Raw genomic sequence first — 17,759 nt, forward strand, 5'->3', positions numbered from 1 at the left:
AAAAATCGGGAACCCGGATAAACCGGGCTCCCGACCATAATTATGTCTGCCCTCCTGATTAGAAACGGAAGTGCGAGAACGCCTTGTTGGCATCTGCCATACGGTGCGTATCGTCTTTCTTCTTCACAGCAGCACCTTCACCTTTCGCAGCGGCGATGATTTCGCCGGCCAGACGGTCAACCATTGTTTTCTCACCACGCTTGCGGGAGTAGTTGATCAACCATTTCATGCCCAGTGACTGCTTACGCTCAGGACGAACTTCGGTAGGAACCTGGAAAGTAGCACCACCTACACGACGACTCTTCACCTCTACGGATGGAGTTACGTTGTTCAATGCTTTTCTCCATGTTTCCAGGCCGTTTTCGCTGGTTTTTTTCTCAACCAATTCCAATGCATCGTAGAAAATAGTGAACGCAATGCTCTTCTTTCCTTCGTACATCAGGTTGTTAACGAATTTGGTAACCTGTACGTCCCTGAACTTAGGATCAGGAAGGATATATCTTTTCTTAGGTTTCGACTTTCTCATTTTGTCTTAATTTTTTTAACGAGGTTTCGTTTTGCAACTTATTCACCCTGAGGTAATGATCAGGATTACTTCCCTTTTATAAGATTTGAATTACTTAATAAAAGCAGAGAGAGTTACTTTTTATTTTTTCTTACCTTTTACTGGTGCTGCCGGAGCTTGTCCTGGTTTCGGGCGCTTAGCACCGTATTTAGAACGACGTTGTTTACGGCCGTTAACACCTGCGGTATCCAATGCACCACGGATGATGTGGTAACGAACACCTGGCAAATCCTTCACACGACCACCGCGGATCAATACGATCGAGTGCTCTTGCAGGTTGTGGCCTTCACCTGGGATGTAGGCGTTCACCTCCTTGTTGTTCGACAGACGAACACGGGCTACTTTACGAAGCGCCGAGTTTGGCTTCTTAGGCGTAGTTGTGTACACCCGGGTGCACACGCCCCTGCGCTGAGGGCATGAATCCAAAGCCGGAGACTTGGATTTCCATGTAATGGTCTCTCTACCTTTACGGACTAATTGTGAAATAGTAGGCATTTAACAATTTGATTTTGATCCGGTTAGCAAACCGGTCGTTTGTTATATAAACACTTTTCCCGAAAAATCGGACTGCAAAAGTAATAAACCATCCTTGATTTACAAACCGTTAACAACTTTTTTTCTGTTTTTCCCACCATTCATTGTCAAGAGTTGTCTGGTAGTGGTCAGGAAATAGTCAGGTTGTTGTCAGGAAATGGTCAGTATGTAACCGCTGGAATTTGAAAGAATGGTGGGTTCCGGCAGAGAAATGCAGCAAAAAATCACGAAATGCTCATTTTTCGAATAAAATTCTTCCTATCTGGTATCCCGAATTTTATTTCCAATCGTTGTTTATTAGTATTGTTTTTCAGAAACCCAGTGCGCGTCGAATCGTTTGATTTTATACTCTACATTATGAAACTTTTCCGGAGTTACTTTACTCTCATAGTTTGTTTTGCTTCGTGTTTATACTTGTCCGGCTGCAACTCGGCGATGCAGGCATACAAAGACGGCCAAAAGAAATTTGCGAACGGAGAATACGACCTTGCCATCAAGGGTTTCCAGAAAGCTGCCGAGGCCAACATTGAACCGGTACAGACAAGCTACCTGATCGCCGAATCCTATCGCCTCTCCAACCGCTTTAAAGAAGCCGTCCCCTACTACAAAAAAGCACTCGACGGGGGCATTACCAATCCTGATGCCCGTTTTCAGTATGCTTATGCATTGAAAACAACCGGGGACTATGCCGACGCTTCCGCCCAGTTCACTGAATTTGCCAAAGGCCAGAACGTACCACAGAACTTGCAGGAACGTGCATTGCGTGAGGTGGAGATCCTGAAAATCGCCGATCGGCTGAAAACTACCAAAATGGAGGTAACGCTGAAATCGCTTCCCCTCAATACGGCAGGTTCCGAGTTCTCGCCTACCGTAGTCGGTAACGAGCTGGTTTTCTCTTCTTCCAAAAAAGAAAAAATCTATAAGAACAACGGCCAGCCGATGCTGGGACTATACAAAATCAATATTGCATCCGATGCAGGCAACACACAGGGTAATCCCGTTGTTTTCAGCCAGGAGATTTTCTCGCCTGACGCCAACGAGGGCTCACCTGCATTCTCGCCCGACGGAAAAACACTCGTTTTCGCGAGAGGTAATACCGGTAAAAAGAATGGCGGCGTGGACGTGGACCTTTACATGAGCCGCAATATCAACGGCCAATGGACGCCACCTGCAATCTTGCCTATCAACGACTCACTCGCCTGGGACGGCTCGCCCGCATTCTCGCGCGATGGCAAAACACTCTATTTCGCTTCCAACCGCGCCGGCGGCATAGGCGGCATCGATATTTACCGCACCAATATGGATGCCTCGGGCCGGTTTAGCCGTCCGGTGAATATGGGCCGTGACATCAATACCCCTGGCGACGACATGTTCCCCTACGTAGCCGAAGGTGGAAAGCTCTATTTTGCATCGGACGGCCACCCGGGTCTCGGCAAGCTCGATTTGTTTTCTGCAACCAGAACCCAAGGCGTGATCACGATCGAAAACATGGGATTGCCGTTCAATAGCCCGCAAGATGACTTCGGACTGGTGTTTTACCAAAATCTGACCAAAGGCTTCTTCGCATCCAACCGCGATGGCGGCAAGGGTGACGACGACATTTACTACTTCGCCGGACCGGAAGAAGAAGACACAACGAAGATCGCCAAGCACAACGATCCGAACGACCCGCTTAATCCAAACAACCCGAACTACATTAACGGCAAACGGAAAGTAGTGCGCTACTTCCTGGCCGGAACCGTGCTCGATAATGGAGAAACCCCTACCCCGATCGATTCGGCGGTGGTGCATATTCTGCCGGATACCTCGGATACGCAGATCGCCGAGTTCCCGACTGCCAAGGATGGTAAGTTTGGTACGCAGCCGGTAGAAGAAGGTAAGTCATACCAACTCCTCGTTCAGCGTAAAGGCTATATCAGCAAGCGCGAGCCATTCTCGATGTCGGGCCGCAACATTCCGCCGATATTCCTGACCAAAGAACTGACGGACACCACATTCAATGTGACGATCAAACTCGATAAGCTGGAACTGAACAAAACCTTCGTTCTGGAAAACATCTATTACGATTTGAACAAATACAATATCCGCCCGGATGCGGCGGTAGAGCTCGATAAACTCGTTCAAATCCTGAAAGATAACCCGACGATGACCATTGAGCTCAGCTCACACACGGATGCGCGCGCCACCGACGCCTATAACATGACGCTCTCGCAAAACCGCGCCGAATCCGCGGTGGCTTACCTCGCTTCCAAAGGGATCGAAGCCGACAGAATGGAGGCCAAAGGTTATGGGGAAAGGGAGCTCATTATCCCGAACGCCAAGACCGAGGAAGAGCATCAGCGCAACCGCCGCACGGAATTCACGATCCTGAGTTATTGATTTACCAACCATAGGAAAGCCCGCTGTGAACCGAACTATTCGCAGCGGGCTTTTTCGTATAATTGCATTTCTTAATATTTCCCAAAGAGTACTTATCAGTTTGTATTAATGGCCCGACGCATAATCTATTGGTTCAGGAATGATTTGAGGTTAAAGGATAACCAGGCGCTTTCTGCTGCCGTTGGTTCCGCGAGTGAGATCATCCCCGTATATGTTTTTGATCCCCGTCAATTCGAAAAAACTAAACTCGGCTTTCGCAGAACGAGTGCATTGCGAGCACGCTTCCTGATCGAATCCGTTGCCGAGCTCCGTGAAAATATCCGGCAAAAGGGCGGCGACTTGCTCATCCGCGTCGGCAAGCCCGAAGAGATTGTGGCTAAACTGGCCGAAGACTACAATGCCGACTATGTTTACACCAGCAAGGAAATAGCCCCGCAGGAAACCCGCATTGAATCTTCATTGAGCAAAAACCTTAAAATAGCGAACGTCGACATCAAACTGTTCTGGATGGACACGATGATCAGTGCATTTGACCTTCCATTCCGGGTATCGAAGCTGCCGTCGGGATTTCCGGAGTTTGAAAGGCTCTTAAGTAACGACCTTAAAATAAAGGACCAGTTCCCAACACCTGAGGCAATCACATTGCCAGCGGATTTTGAAGCCGGGGCCATTCCCGGATTGCCCGAATTGGGCATCGATCCGAACGAAATACCGGCAGAAACCTCGGACGTATCACGCGGCGGAGAAACCCATGCATTGGCTGTTTTGAAAGAATATGTGGAGCAGTATGTCAAAAAAGACATTGCTTACCCTTCGACGGAACCCCTTACCGACACCCGGCTTTCCGACTGGCTCTCGCTGGGCTGCATTTCGGCATCTTACATTTATCGGAGCGTCAAAACCGCCCAGTCACATGCAGTAACGGAAGACGCCATCATCATCAACCTGCTGAAAAGGGAGTTCCTGCATTGGACATTGCTCCGTTTCGGCCCGCGGATGTTCAAGCCGAGCGGTGTGAAACATCATTTCAACCGCCGTTGGAAGAATGATAATGCCGCATTTGAGAAATGGATAAACGGGCAGACCGACAACCAATCCGTAAATGATATCGTCCAAAAGCTAACTGCTACCGGCTTCATTACGGCGGCGGAACGCGAGACCGCCACCAAATACCTGGTGGACGACCTGGATATCAACTGGACCTGGGGCGCGATGTATTTCGAAAGCCTGCTGCTGGACTATGAAGCGTCCGTCAACTGGGGCCGCTGGAACAACCTGGCCGGGGTGGGTGAAGATTAATTCACCCGATTTTTACTTCAAAACCCGCCATCCTACGCTAGCAAGCCCATATTGCCTCAGAGAACCGGTTATGTAGTTTTTCTTAAAGATTTTGCTAGCTTTGGTCAACTTTGAACCACATTCAATAACTCTAAACTGAATATTAAAATGTCAAAAGGACTCATTGCAGTTATCGTCGTTGTTCTGATTCTAGGATTTGTTGGCTGCGGTAAATATAATGGCCTCGTGCAGAAAGATGAGGTCGTAAAAGAGGCTTGGGCCGGAGTGGAAAGCCAGTATCAGCGCCGCGCCGACCTTATCCCCAACCTGGTAAACACCGTGAAAGGTGCTGCCGATTTTGAAAAAAGCACATTGACAGCCGTGATCGAGGCGCGCAGCAAAGCCACGCAAACGACGATCAACGCAGATCAGCTTACCCCTGAAAACATCGCTAAATTCCAGGCGGCACAGGATCAGTTGAGCGGTTCATTGTCGCGCTTGCTCGTTTCGGTAGAACAATATCCGCAGCTGAAAGCCAACCAGAACTTCCTCGAACTGCAAGCCCAGCTCGAAGGCACTGAAAACCGCATTACCGTGGAACGCGGCAAGTTCAACACGGTGGTGAAGGATTATAACCAGGAAGTGCGCACTTTCCCGACCAACCTCTTCGCCGGTGTGTTCGGCTTCTCCCAGAAAGGCTACTTCACCGCTGCTCCGGGCTCCGAAAAAGCGCCTACCGTACAATTCTAACTTTCAGCGCCGGGCCATTTCAAAAAGCCCGGCGCAATGTTTTTCATCCATCCGTATCAATCCGGCCCCATGGCAACCGAATCCCTATTTTTCACCGACGAGGAGCAGCAATACATTATTGAGGCAATTCAGGAAGCAGAAAAACAGACTTCCGGGGAAGTAAAAGTGCATATCGAAAAGAAATGCCCTACGCCCGACGTCATGGAGCGCGCCAAGGAAGTGTTCCTTTTCCTGCACCTGCACGAAACCGCCGAACGCAACGGGGTATTGTTCTACCTCGCTTATGAAGACCGGAAATTTGCGGTACTCGGTGACAAAGGAATCGATGAGAAGGTCACTGCCGACTTTTGGGACAGTACCAAGGAGCTCCTTCGGAACCACTTCAAGGCAGGAGAGTATAAGGAAGGACTTCGCCATGGCATCCTGGAAGCGGGATTGCAACTCAAAAAACACTTCCCCTACCAGTCCGGCGACATCAATGAACTTCCGGATGATATTTCATTCGGCCAATAAACTATGAAGCAATTCATCATTTACCTTCTGCTTGTGATCGCGGCTTTTGCCGGCGTACAGGCGCAGGATATTCCGCCCAAGCCCGATCCTCCAAGGCTCGTCAACGACCTTGCCAACCAGCTTAGCCCTAATGAACGGCAAATGCTGGAACAGAAACTCGTGGCCTACAACGATTCTACATCCTCCCAGATCGTGATCGTGACCGTACCGACATTGGGCGACTATCCCATTGCCGACTACGCATTCAAGCTCGGTACAGAATGGGGTGTAGGCCAGAAAGGCAAAAACAACGGTATCGTGCTGCTGTGGGCGCCAAAGGAGCGAAAAGTGTTTATCGCCACGGGTTACGGTCTCGAAGGTGCAGTCCCGGACGCGATCGCCAAGCGTATTGTTTCGCAGGTAATCACGCCGCAGTTTAAGGCTGGCCAGTTTTACCAGGGCCTCAACGACGGCGTCGATATGATATTCAAATATGCTTCGGGCGAGTACAAGGCGGATCCGAAGCAGGACAGCGGCGAGGGCGACGGCTTCCCTCCTATACTGATTGTCGTGATCATATTCATCATTATCCTCATCATCATATTCCGTAACCGGGGTGGAGGTGGCGGCAACCGCGGCTACCGCGATATCGGCATCCCTCCTATTTTCTTTCCTTACACTACGCATTCAGGCCGTGGTAGCAGTTCCGGCAACTGGGGCGGCGGATTCGGCGGAGGTGATGGTGGTGGGTTCGGCGGATTCGGAGGCGGTAGTTTCGGAGGCGGCGGCGCAGGTGGTGATTATTAGTATTCCAAACCAATCCATAATAGGAAAGCGGGTAGAAGCATCGGTCTTCTACCCGCTTTTGTTTTACCATTATAGCGCAACGTATACTAGTGGCATACTTTTTTGTACATATTCCATAAACTATATCACCAAAACCTAAACAAAGTTTTATGGAAAGGAAAAGCAATACCGGTCTGGTAGTCGGGTTGATCCTGATGACCATCCTGGCAGCAGTGTTCGGATACCTTTATTATAAAGAACACAACATCACCCAAAAGCAGGAAACTGACCTGACAGCCCGGGTTCAGGAACTGGCAGCCTCCGAAATCAAGCTGGATTCGATCTCCAAACAGCTCGACGCACGCATTCTCGAAGTACAGAATCTGGGCGGCGATATTGCCGAACTGCAAAAAGTAAAAGCCTCTCTCGAAAGCGACCGCGCCGCATTACGTAAAGGCAACGCGAACATGGGTCGAAAAATCAAGGAATATGAGGAATTTCTCACCAAAAAGGACACCGAGATTGCTCAGCTTCGCGAGGAAAACCAGCAGCTCATCAGCCAGAATGAAGGACTTACCCAAGAACGAAACGAGTTGCAGACCAGCCGTCAGGCCGTACGCGACTCGCTGACTGGCGTTCAAGCCAAAAACACGGAGCTCGAATCGAAAGTTACCATGGCGGCAGCGCTGCGCGCTCGTAACGTGAAAGTGTACGCGGTGTCGTCCAAAGGCAAGGTGCGCGAGGGCGAAAATGTGAAGTCGAAGCGAGTGGATAAAGTCCGCGTGGACTTCATTCTTGAAAAGAACCCACTCACGATGGCCGACAACAAAACCATCTATCTCCGCATCATCGATCCAAGCGGCGCTACCATTTCAGATACCAAAACCGGCTCCGGCGTTTTCCAGTATAACGGGCAGGAACAGGGCTATACCATCAGCAAAGATGTGTTGTACACCAACAACAACCAGGATGTAAGCATCCTCTACGACCGCGACGCGCCATTCACGTCGGGCAAGTATACCATCGAGCTTTATTCAGAAGGATTTTCAATCGGTGAAGGATCTTTCTCCGTCAAATAAGCCGATCGTAAAACGTTTATTCACAGCGGTAGCAGTCATTACAAACTGCTACCGCTTTTATTTTTATGATTGATTGATATTTACCCATAATTCCTATCTTGCACGATAAAAACATCTGTTTACAACCCCAAAAACCAAATAAAACACTTCTCTTTCTATGTCTTCACAGATTTCCCAAAAACACCCCAAGGGACTGTATGTCTTGTTCTTTGCCGAAATGTGGGAACGTTTCAGCTATTATGGCATGCGGGCCATTCTTCTGCTTTTTCTCCTCGATAACATCAAAGGCGGAATGGGAATGAGTGCAGCCGAAGGAACGGCCATTTACGGGCTTTATACCGCTTCCGTTTATTTGCTCACACTGCCCGGCGGCTGGTTGGCAGACAATATCCTGGGTCAGAAAAAAGCCATCTGGTACGGAGGTATCGTCATCATGCTGGGGCACATTATCCTGGCAGTACCCGCCGGACCGGCCATTTTCTTTCTCGGGTTAAGTACGGTAGCAATCGGCACCGGGCTTTTGAAACCCAATATCAGCTCCATCGTAGGCGAATTGTACCCCGAAGGCGGTGCACGTCGCGATGCCGCGTTTTCTATCTTTTATATGGGGATCAACCTGGGTTCCTTCCTGGGTATTGCCATCGTGGGTTACCTGGGTGAAAAGGTCAACTGGCATATGGGCTTTGGAGCAGCGGCCATCGGAATGTTGCTGGGATTGATCGTCTTTCGGTATGGAAGCGCTACGCACCTGAAAGGGCTTGGCGAGGTGCCGTCCGCAAAAGAAGCCAGCGAAGAAGTCGCACCTGCATCAAACAGCAACAAAATGCTGGGGTACGGATTGATTGCATTGCTGGTCGTGTTCCTGATCGTGTTGCAAACCACAGGTACTATTAATATGACCACCGCCCAAGGCCTCGCGCAGGGCGCCGGTATCATTATCGTATCCATTTCTGCTGCCTACTTCCTGTTTATCCTCGTAGCGGGAGGACTTACACGCGTGGAGAAATACCGCGTTGGCGTGCTCATTATTCTCTTCCTTGCCATCGCATTGTTCTGGGCGGGTTACGAGCAGGCGGGCACTTCATTGCAGATCTTCGCCGAACGTCACACCCAACGCGTGATCGGTGGGTGGGAAGTCCCATCAAGCTGGTTTCAGAACTTCCAGCCTACCTTCGTTCTGATCTTCGCACCCGTATTGGCGAGCCTCTGGATATCGCTTTCATCTCAAAACCGCAACCCTTCCATTCCTGTCAAATTCGCAATGGGTCTGATATTGCTCGGCCTAAGCTTCTTCGTGATGGTAGCGGCTTCGAACATCGCGGTGAAAGGCGAGCTGGCTTCGCCGTTTTTCCTCACATTTACCTATTTCCTTCACACCATCGGAGAGCTTTGCGTGAGCCCTGTCGGGTTGAGTTCCTATACCAAGCTGGCCCCTAAGCGTTATGTGAGCCAGTTGATGGGTATCTGGTTCGTAGGTGCATCGCTGGGTAACCTCATTGCAGGTCTCTTTGCGGGCGGTTTCGACGAATCCAATATCCTGCAAATGCCGGCATTGTTCAACCAGGTGGCTATTATTACGACCATCTTTGGTTTGATTCTGCTCGTATTCTGGAAGCCGATCAAAGGCTGGATGGGCGGCATTCACTAAGTCTTTTTATATACTTCAAAAACAAATACATCAAAAAATGAAATCAGCCGCATTCCGTGCTGCCGCTTTGGCTCTTGTAGTGAGCCTGGCAGGATGTAAAAAAGAAAAGGAGGAAACGGACACCACCAAAGTACCCGGCTTCGATGTGAGCTCGCTCGATTCGACAGCCAAAGCTTGCGACGACTTCGACACCTACGCCAATGGCGGTTGGAAAAAGAAAAACCCGATCCCAGGCACCGAAAGCCGTTGGGGCGCATTCGGCATTTTGGATAAAGAGAACAAAGAAGTCCGCCTGAAAGGCATTATCGAGGAGATTACCAAAGTTCAGGACCGCAAGAAAGGTACCGAAGAGCAGCAGATCGCCGATTACTACCAGTCGTTCCTCGATACCACAACGGTAGAAAAGCGTGCATTGGAGCCTCTGAAACCTTATCTCGATAAAATCAATGCAGTTGCCTCGCTGAAAGACCTTGCAGCTGTTGCCGGCGAAATGCAGAAGGTAGGCGTGGAAACCGTAACCGGCTTCGGCGTAGAAGGTGATTTGAGAAACAGCAAGGTCAATATCCTCTACCAGGGCCAGAATGGCCTCAGCCTCGGCGAACGCAGCTACTACGACCGTACGGATTCCAGCACGGTGAAAGTGCGCGGCGAGTTTGTGAAGCACGTCGACAAAATGTTCTCCATGGCAGGCTTTCCCGAAGCCAACCCGGGCCAGACCATTCTTGACTTCGAAACCAAAGTAGCCAAGCTGCAACTGACCAACGTGGAGCTGCGCGACCCGGTGAAAACTTATAACAAAATGGCCTTCGCCGATTTCGAGAAGCTGATCCCCGATTTCGACCAGAAGGCATTTGCAGATAAGCAGGATATCAAAACCGACACCTTAATTGTTCAAAACAAAGCCTATTTACAAAACCTGAACAAGCTGTTGAAGGCGACGCCGATTGCTACATTGAAACTATATTCCAAATGGCAGTTGCTCTCAACCTTTGCGGGCTATTTACCTAAAAAGTACGATCAGGAAGATTTCCGCTTTTTCGCCACCGTTATGCGTGGTACCAAGCAACAGAAAGGCCGTGTGGAACGTGCGATCCGCTCTACCGATGGTTTGCTGGGTATGCCGCTCGGTAAGCTGTTCGTGAAAAAGTACTTCCCGGAAGAGGATAAGAAGAAAGTTTCCGAAATGATCGAAAACGTGCGTACCGTGTACGGCGAGCGCATCGACAAGCTGACCTGGATGAGCGATTCGACCAAGGCCAAAGCGCATAAGAAACTGAAAGCATTTACCTACAAAATAGGCTATCCCGATAAATGGAAGGATTACTCTTCCATCGAAATCGCGCCGGACAAGCTGTTTGAGAACGTAATTTCAGCGTCGCTGTATGCGCATAAGGAGAATGTAGACAAGATCGGCAAGGAAGTGGATAAGAAGGAATGGCTCATGACCCCGCAGACGGTGAATGCCTATTACAACCCGCTGAACAACGAGGTGGTATTCCCGGCCGGTATCCTGCAACCGCCATTTTATAACCGCAATGCCGACGATGCGATCAACTATGGCGGCATTATTGCCGTAATCGGCCATGAGTTTACCCACGGTTTCGACGACCAGGGCTCGCAATTCGACGATGAAGGCAACCTCAAAAACTGGTGGACCGCCGCCGACCGCGCCAACTTCGACAAGCTGACCAAGCGTTACATCGACTATTTCAGCGGTATCGAAGCATTGCCCGGTTTCAAAATCAATGGCGCATTAACGATCGGTGAAAACGTTGCCGACTTGGGCGGTCTGACATTGGCCTATTACGCTTTGGAAAAATCATTCAACGGTAAAGAGCCTGCACCGATCGACGGCTTCACCTGGCAACAGCGTTTCTTCCTCGGCTGGGCGCAGGTATGGCACATGAACACTACCGACGAGGCATTGCGCAACCAGGTACAAACCGACCCGCATTCACCCGCCCGTGACCGCATTAACGGCCCGCTGCCGCATTTGAAGGAGTTCCAGGCGGCATGGAGCTGCGGCGCCGGAAGCAAGATGGTACTGCCTGATTCGTCGAGGATTGTGATCTGGTAGAGGAGTTATGAGTTGAGGGTTCAGAGTTGAAAGTTCAAAACTTTAAATTTTAACTCTCAACCCTCAACTTTAAACTCATAAACTCTGAACTCTAAACTTCACAAACCTCACTTCCCAGCAACGTATTTGTTACGATAAGCGCTTGGACTGCATCCTTTGGCCTGCCTGAATTGGCGGGCTATATTTTTGCTGTCCCCCAGGCCCATATCCAGCGCGATTTCAAACACCGACATATCGGTATCGAGCAACTTCTGCGTGAATTTCTCGATCCGCAAATTGAAGATGTACTTGTAAATCGGGTACCCCGTAATTTCCAGAAAACGCTTTTCCAACGCCCTGCGCGACAGCGGTACCTGTTTCACGACTTCATCCACATGCAGGTTTTTGTCGATGTTCTGGTGGATGTATTTCAATGAAGATGCGATATGGTCATCGGCGGTCGCATAAATGTCCGTCGAATGCCGGGTGATGACCTGGGTAGGGCGTACCACCACATCGTAGTAATCTGTGGTGCCGTGCCTGATCATGTGATCGAGCAGTTTCGCAGCGTCATACCCCCCTTTTTCCACATCCAGTGCAATGCTTGAAAGCGGAGGGTCGGACAGGTCGCAGATCATTTCATCATTATCCACACCCAGCACGGCCACTTCCTCGGGTATGCGTATGCCCACGTGCCTGCACGCCTCCGTGATGTGCTGACCCTGGTTATCGTCGCAAGTCATGAGGCCGATCGGCTTCGGCAGCGATTTCAGCCAGCGGCTCAGCGAGCTGGGTTTATAATACCAAAGCTCCGTCGAACGCGCCTTTTTATGCTCGAAGTAGTGTACTTTATGCCCTTTCTTCCGCAAATGTTCTTCAAAGCCTTCCGCGCGCTCGCGCGACCATACAATGTCGTTGAAACCGTAAAATGCAAAGTTGGTAAAGCCCTTTTTGAGGAAGTAATCGGCGCCCATTTGCCCGGCTTCGTGGTAGGCGCCGGTGATGTTGGGGATTTCGGTGAAACGCTCCTTGAAATCCTGTGCAATGACCGGTATCCCGGCCCGGACGATCTTGTCGATCTCCTTATTATACAATTGCCCTACGATACCGTCCGCTCCCCATTCCAATGCCCATTTGAGGATACCATCAATCCCGATCGTCTCACGATGGAAAAGCGGCATGCGGCAGAAGATCCATGGCCCGAATTCTTTGGAATACGCATTGATCCCCTTCATCAGGCTCTTACTGTATTCCTCGGCAAAATCGAGCAGGAGAATGATTTTGTACATATAAATATCCTTTCAACCGAGCTTGAACAGCTCCTTCACGCTCGATACCGTTTCATTGTTCACCAGCGGCTTGGCCCACATTCCGATACTCAAAATATAACCCAGCGGGATTAACAGGAACAGCATCGCGAAGCGCAATCCCACTAACTCACCCAGCCCGCCGACGATCAGCGGAACTACCGCCCCGCCTGCAATGCCCGCGCACAGAATACCGGAAAACGTTCCGTGATGTTTCGGGACTGAGTTTAGTGCCAGTGAAAATATCACCGAATACATCACAGAGGCAAAGAAACCCGCCATCGGGAAGCCGATCAAAGCCATTTCTTTCGATCCGAACAAGGCCATCAGCAACGACACAATGCCTCCGCAGGTGAAGAATATCAGCACTTTCCGGCTATCGAAGATTTTCAGCAATATCAATCCCAGGAAACAGCCGATCGTGAGCAAGCCCCAGAAGTAGGAAATAACCGAAGCGCCGGTCGTCGCCGGATCCACGTCATGATAGGTTTGCAGGAATTGTGAAATCCAGTTGGCAATGCCCTGCTCGGTGCCTACGTAGGCAAATATGCCCAGGAAAAAGAGCCATACCAATTTGTTCCCGGCTAATTCACCGAATGATTTTCCAACATCGATCCGCTCGTCTTCCAGCAATTCCACCTTCGGAAATTTCACCAACGCGATCACCACTACCATTGCCAGTGCAATCACCGCGAATACCCAGTACAGCGAAACCCATTTCAGGTTCTCAGGCACCAGGCCATTTAATACATCAATCAAAAAACCGGAATTCCCCGAATGCACATTCAATACCAGATAACTATAAAGCAACGGGCTTAGAAACGATGCCGCGCCAAAAAAAAGCTGGGCCAGCACAGAGTAAAATGCAAACTTCTCTTCCCCGCCCGAAACCCTGAGTAGCGGGTTAATGACTACCTGCAAAATGGCCATGCCAATGCCAATCAGGAACAAGGAAAATAGCGCAATGGCAAAACCTGGGATCAATGCAAAGAGTAATGCTCCCCCGAATGCTAACAGGAACGCGCTGATCAGCATTACTTTCTCACCGAACTTCTCCACCATCAATCCCGCCGGAATCGACATCACCCCGTAGGCAACAAAGAATGCGAATGGCAGAAAACCCGCCAGGCCAATGCTGAGATCGAAACTTTTGACGATATCAGGAATGATCGGACCGAGGATGTTGGTCAGGAAAGAAATGACGAAAAAGATCAGGAAGATCAGTACTACGATGAAAATGTTCCTTTGCATGAGGGCCGCGCGTGGTTTGGTAGCCTAATTTAAATCTAAAACTGCATTACATCAATCGTCGAGCAGCGCCGCAGCGCCCAGCAATGCAATATTTTCGTTTTCGGATAACAGTAATGTCAGCTTTTTCAAAGACTCGGGGTAAGCAAAATCCTGAATGCTTTCCAGCATACTATCCTGAAAAAACCGGTTGGCCTTGGCAATGGAGCCGCCCATGACGATCGCCTCGGGGTCGTAAGTGTACATGATTGCCTTGATCACCGCGCCCAAATGCACCCCGAATTCTTCCCAGACTTCAATCGCCTCCTTGCTGCCTTTCAATGCCGCTTCGTGCGCTGCAAATGCATCGATCCCCAACGAATCTTCGAAAAACCGGCTGCATACATAGTTTTCCAGGATGGAATCTTTGTAAGGCAACATTCCGATCTCCCCTGCCCCGCAGTTCCTTCCCGCATACAAATGGTTATCGATGATAATGCCCGAGCCCAGGCCCGTACCTATCGCCATTCCGATTACCGACCGGAATTTCCGGGCCAGTCCGAACCGGTGCTCACCGAGTATGAAGCAGTTCACGTCATTATTCACCGAAACCGGCAGGTTGAACTCCTTTTCCACAATATCGCGCAATGCGACCTCCTCCCACGAAGGGATATTCATGACATTGTAAACAATGCCTTTGCTCACATCCACCACCGAAGGTACCCCTATACCTATCCCTTTTACGGGGTAGGCCGTCAGCGGACGAATCACGTCCATCAACTGGTCGAGCGTTGCCGACAGCGAATGTTTGTTGGCCAGTAATGTCTGATTTTGCCGGGTAATATGGCCACCCGACTCGATGCCGGCACGAATGTTCGTGCCGCCGAGATCTACACCAATGTTCATCGACGGTGAGGAGTTGAGCTGTAAGCTGCGTTAAACGATCAGTTCGGTCAACGGGCTGTCACTACACTGCTGCGGCTCGATCGTCCGGCCAGATCGAAGCTTTTCAGCGTAACAGTACCCGAAACCTTCACAGGATTTTCGTAAAGTTGTGAAGTTTCGGTAGGCTCGGAGCCGTCGGTCGTGTAGCGGATTGCCAGGCCCGGCAGCTCCACATTCGCTTTCAGCATTCCGTTTTCTATGATCGCGCCCGGTTGAGGCAGGCGGTAATTATAGCCCCCGTTGATATACTTTAGTCTCGGGAGATGCTTTTGGGCTATCGAGTTTGCAAAAATATTCCAGCCCTCGGCCATCATGGCTTTTCTGGCGGCATCGTCGGCTACGTTTTCCCACTTCCGTTCGGCTGCCCAGGCGCTTTCGGAAAAGCCCAAAAGCTTAGGCAGGATCGAATATTCCATCATATCACGGCCTTTGATCGTCTCGCTCCAAAGTTGCGCCTCGATACCATACACGTTTTTGCGCGCCTCTGGCTTCATCAGCTGCTTACCTACAAATTCTTCCTTCATCGGCTTGCCCATGGCGGTTTCCTCAGTGGTGCGGAACATATTGAACGGCGCAAATGCCCAGTTGTCGCGCGTGTCTACAAACCCGCCCCAATACAGGCCGGGCTCTTTGGGATCGTTGTTGTACGACATGTCGAAATAGAAGTTGGTCACATTACAGAGCACCACCGGATAGCCCGCATTGGCCAGGCGATTACCGAGGTCGACGTCATACACATTGTTCCAAACGTAGGGATACACCTGGCGCCCCACAAACTCCGGATTCGCGAGATAAGCGCCGGTTTCCGTTTTATTCAATGCCACTTCTTCCCAGCCGTGCACTTTCAGGTTGCGCTTTTCGAGCATAGGGAGGAGCTTTCTGAAAAAATAGGTTTGCAGATAACGCGGCCCTTTCACTTCGGGATGCTCCTGCAACAGCTTGGCTGCCATCGGCGATTTCGTCCACACACCATCCGCCACCTCATCGCCGCCGGTATGGAAAGTATCCATTTTCAAACCCGCCTGCTCATAAAGTTTCGCGATTTCATCCACCACTTTCACAAAGAAATTGTAGGTCGACTCCCGGGCGGGGCTCACGACATTGTTCTTATAGCCCTGTGCCGAAATGTAAACCGACTTATCATCCGGGTCTATCAAACGGTACTCATTGGCCTCTTTCTCTTTGCCTTCCTTCATCAACCGCTCATACCGCGCCTCCATTGATTTGATAGCCGCCAGCGCGTGACCGGGAAAGTTCAGCTCAGGGATAATCTTAATATGCCGCTCGTGCGCATATTTGAGTATTTCAATGAAATCGGCCTTGGTATAGTAGCCGCTGCCGTGCTTGCCTTTCTCATTGGCAACCGGCCCCGACCCGTAACCCGGGTGCAATGCGTTCGCGTTCATGCCCGACGTGTGCTGGCGCTGCGCACCTACCTGCGTGAGCTCCGGCAAACCATCTATCTCGATTCGCCAGCCTTCGTCCTCTGTGGTGTAGAGCAGCAAATGATTTACCTTATAAGAAGAAAGCAGGTCGATAATGTGCTTCACCGATTCCTTCGTCTGAAAGTTACGCGCCACATCCAGATGCAAGCTGCGGAACTGAAACCGGGGAGCGTCCTGCACTTGCACAAACCCAAAACCCACCGAAGCGACGGACTTCTGATAGGCGTCCGTCGGCGCGAGTTGCAAAAGGCTTTGAACGCCGTAGAACACACCCGCAGCATCGCTACCCTCGATTGTAATGCCTGTCTGCCCGATATTGAGGTTATATGCTTCACTGGAAACACCATTCACCGCCACTTTACCCGTTTTCAAAACAATGGCAGCTTCTTCCGAAGAATCTTTGTTCGGTAAGCCGGCCCGCATTGGCAAGTCGGTACCCGTAAGCGTTTTCAATTTACTGATCAGGTATTTAGCCTCGTTTTCGAGCCCTTCCTGGTAAAATACATTTGTTTTTCCCGTCAATGTGAATGTACCTGCACCCGGAACGAGTTTCACCGGGCTGGGGATGATTTTCAAAAGCTGCTCCTCGCCCAGTTTGGTAAATGCGGTATTAGCTTTATAACGTGTTTCGGCGGTCGGCACCTCTTTCAAATCCATTTTGCCCCGCAGGATCTGCTCCTTCGTAGTGAAAGGCTCGATGGTATAATCCACCACCTCGACGATCTCCTTCTCTTTTCCTTCATTGTCATAAAACACGAAATACAAGCCCAGCGGCGCATCCGTTTCCTTCACCACTCCCTCGGTACCCGTGTATTTGATCACCACCGAATCACCCGGCGCGAGTTTGAAATCCTTCGCAGCTATCATCTGGTACCAGTCGCCATTGATATGCTCGACGGTGGCCGGCTCCGGTGTTTTGTTCGATTGGATCGGCCTGGGCGACATGTTCCAGAACAGCTTCCAGTTGGAGGCGTCCAATGTAAAATCGCTGCCGTTCTTAATCGTAAACTGGGCCTCAAACCTTCCCTGCGGTTCGATAAAATTGCTGACGAGCTTCCACGAAACCGCGATTTTCTCGGCCTGTTCTTTGGATACATTGCCCGATTTGTTGCAGCTCGCAAACAGCAGCATACCAAACAGGACAAGCGAAAGCGGGAGTAGTTTCTTCATAGGGTCAAAAAGGCTGGGGGATGATTTTTCCGGTGTTAGGAATATAACTTTCTAATTACTGACAATTGCGCAAAATATACTAGTGAAGGGTGCAAAAA

General features: G+C 50.2%; 14 protein-coding genes. 8 read left to right on the forward strand and 6 right to left on the reverse strand.

All coding sequences use genetic code 11. The features are described from left to right. Positions 1–58 precede the first annotated feature (58 nt). Both rpsG and rpsL read right to left on the reverse strand, forming a co-directional pair. Positions 59–526, reverse strand: coding sequence for a 30S ribosomal protein S7 (gene rpsG, locus J2Y43_RS06220; RefSeq protein ID WP_015813785.1), 468 nt, complete (start codon positions 524–526; stop codon positions 59–61). Between the two features lie 120 nt (positions 527–646). Beyond that, positions 647–1,060, reverse strand: coding sequence for a 30S ribosomal protein S12 (gene rpsL / locus J2Y43_RS06225; protein ID WP_026350530.1), 414 nt, complete (start codon positions 1,058–1,060; stop codon positions 647–649). A 474-nt stretch (positions 1,061–1,534) separates the two neighbouring features. Between rpsL and J2Y43_RS06230 the strand changes: the two genes are divergently transcribed. The 8 genes from J2Y43_RS06230 (at position 1,535) to J2Y43_RS06265 (ending at position 11,588) form a co-directional block, all read left to right on the forward strand. Next, complete coding sequence (locus tag J2Y43_RS06230; RefSeq protein WP_309980785.1) at positions 1,535–3,478, forward strand: OmpA family protein; 1,944 nt, start codon at positions 1,535–1,537, stop codon at positions 3,476–3,478. A 108-nt stretch (positions 3,479–3,586) separates the two neighbouring features. After that, positions 3,587–4,777 carry a deoxyribodipyrimidine photo-lyase gene (locus tag J2Y43_RS06235; RefSeq protein WP_309980784.1) on the forward strand — a complete coding sequence of 397 codons (1,191 nt, stop codon included), beginning with the start codon at positions 3,587–3,589 and terminating at the stop codon, positions 4,775–4,777. A gap of 147 nt (positions 4,778–4,924) precedes the next feature. Beyond that, positions 4,925–5,506 (forward strand): LemA family protein, encoded by a 582-nt coding sequence (locus J2Y43_RS06240; protein WP_090152000.1) that lies wholly within the window; start codon positions 4,925–4,927, stop codon positions 5,504–5,506. A 69-nt stretch (positions 5,507–5,575) separates the two neighbouring features. After that, positions 5,576–6,019, forward strand: a complete 444-nt coding sequence (locus J2Y43_RS06245) for a TPM domain-containing protein (protein WP_223401946.1) — start codon at positions 5,576–5,578, stop codon at positions 6,017–6,019. Between the two features lie 3 nt (positions 6,020–6,022). After that, positions 6,023–6,805, forward strand: coding sequence for a YgcG family protein (locus J2Y43_RS06250; RefSeq protein ID WP_106594285.1), 783 nt, complete (start codon positions 6,023–6,025; stop codon positions 6,803–6,805). A gap of 149 nt (positions 6,806–6,954) precedes the next feature. Then, complete coding sequence (locus tag J2Y43_RS06255) at positions 6,955–7,863, forward strand: hypothetical protein (RefSeq protein WP_309980783.1); 909 nt, start codon at positions 6,955–6,957, stop codon at positions 7,861–7,863. Between the two features lie 157 nt (positions 7,864–8,020). Then, positions 8,021–9,511, forward strand: a complete 1,491-nt coding sequence (locus J2Y43_RS06260) for a peptide MFS transporter (RefSeq protein ID WP_309980782.1) — start codon at positions 8,021–8,023, stop codon at positions 9,509–9,511. A 37-nt stretch (positions 9,512–9,548) separates the two neighbouring features. Continuing rightward, positions 9,549–11,588, forward strand: a complete 2,040-nt coding sequence (locus J2Y43_RS06265; protein ID WP_309980781.1) for a M13 family metallopeptidase — start codon at positions 9,549–9,551, stop codon at positions 11,586–11,588. 107 nt (positions 11,589–11,695) lie between these two features. On the opposite strand, the gene J2Y43_RS06270 is transcribed toward J2Y43_RS06265, so the two are convergent. Genes J2Y43_RS06270 through J2Y43_RS06285 form a run of 4 tightly spaced genes read right to left on the reverse strand, consistent with a single transcriptional unit; the run spans position 11,696 to position 17,661 of the window. Further along, positions 11,696–12,856: a DNA-binding transcriptional regulator gene (locus J2Y43_RS06270; protein ID WP_309980780.1), complete on the reverse strand. Its 1,161-nt coding sequence runs from the start codon at positions 12,854–12,856 to the stop codon at positions 11,696–11,698. 12 nt (positions 12,857–12,868) lie between these two features. After that, entirely contained in the window at positions 12,869–14,125 is a 1,257-nt protein-coding gene (locus J2Y43_RS06275; protein WP_309980779.1) for an MFS transporter, read from the reverse strand. A gap of 51 nt (positions 14,126–14,176) precedes the next feature. Then, the gene (locus tag J2Y43_RS06280; RefSeq protein ID WP_309980778.1) at positions 14,177–15,007 is read right to left on the reverse strand and encodes an ROK family protein; all 831 of its coding nucleotides are present in this window, start codon (positions 15,005–15,007) and stop codon (positions 14,177–14,179) included. 47 nt (positions 15,008–15,054) lie between these two features. Then, the gene (locus J2Y43_RS06285) at positions 15,055–17,661 is read right to left on the reverse strand and encodes a family 20 glycosylhydrolase (protein ID WP_309980777.1); all 2,607 of its coding nucleotides are present in this window, start codon (positions 17,659–17,661) and stop codon (positions 15,055–15,057) included. Positions 17,662–17,759 lie beyond the last annotated feature (98 nt).

The sequence above is a fragment of the Dyadobacter sp. BE31 genome (genome assembly GCF_031457695.1).
Classification (GTDB): Bacteria; Bacteroidota; Bacteroidia; order Cytophagales; family Spirosomataceae; genus Dyadobacter.

Bases quoted from the DNA above. Each gene is read 5' to 3' on its own strand.
- J2Y43_RS06230 (WP_309980785.1), top strand. From the start codon at position 1,535: ATGCAGGCATACAAAGACGGCCAAAAGAAATTTGCGAACGGAGAATAC.
- J2Y43_RS06240 (WP_090152000.1), top strand. From the start codon at position 4,925: ATGTCAAAAGGACTCATTGCAGTTATCGTCGTTGTTCTGATTCTAGGA.
- J2Y43_RS06270 (WP_309980780.1), bottom strand. From the start codon at position 12,856: ATGTACAAAATCATTCTCCTGCTCGATTTTGCCGAGGAATACAGTAAG.
- J2Y43_RS06260 (WP_309980782.1), top strand. From the start codon at position 8,021: ATGTCTTCACAGATTTCCCAAAAACACCCCAAGGGACTGTATGTCTTG.
- J2Y43_RS06285 (WP_309980777.1), bottom strand. From the start codon at position 17,661: ATGAAGAAACTACTCCCGCTTTCGCTTGTCCTGTTTGGTATGCTGCTG.
- J2Y43_RS06255 (WP_309980783.1), top strand. From the start codon at position 6,955: ATGGAAAGGAAAAGCAATACCGGTCTGGTAGTCGGGTTGATCCTGATG.
- J2Y43_RS06265 (WP_309980781.1), top strand. From the start codon at position 9,549: ATGAAATCAGCCGCATTCCGTGCTGCCGCTTTGGCTCTTGTAGTGAGC.
- rpsL (WP_026350530.1), bottom strand. From the start codon at position 1,060: ATGCCTACTATTTCACAATTAGTCCGTAAAGGTAGAGAGACCATTACA.
- rpsG (WP_015813785.1), bottom strand. From the start codon at position 526: ATGAGAAAGTCGAAACCTAAGAAAAGATATATCCTTCCTGATCCTAAG.
- J2Y43_RS06250 (WP_106594285.1), top strand. From the start codon at position 6,023: ATGAAGCAATTCATCATTTACCTTCTGCTTGTGATCGCGGCTTTTGCC.
- J2Y43_RS06280 (WP_309980778.1), bottom strand. From the start codon at position 15,007: ATGAACATTGGTGTAGATCTCGGCGGCACGAACATTCGTGCCGGCATC.
- J2Y43_RS06235 (WP_309980784.1), top strand. From the start codon at position 3,587: ATGGCCCGACGCATAATCTATTGGTTCAGGAATGATTTGAGGTTAAAG.
- J2Y43_RS06245 (WP_223401946.1), top strand. From the start codon at position 5,576: ATGGCAACCGAATCCCTATTTTTCACCGACGAGGAGCAGCAATACATT.
- J2Y43_RS06275 (WP_309980779.1), bottom strand. From the start codon at position 14,125: ATGCAAAGGAACATTTTCATCGTAGTACTGATCTTCCTGATCTTTTTC.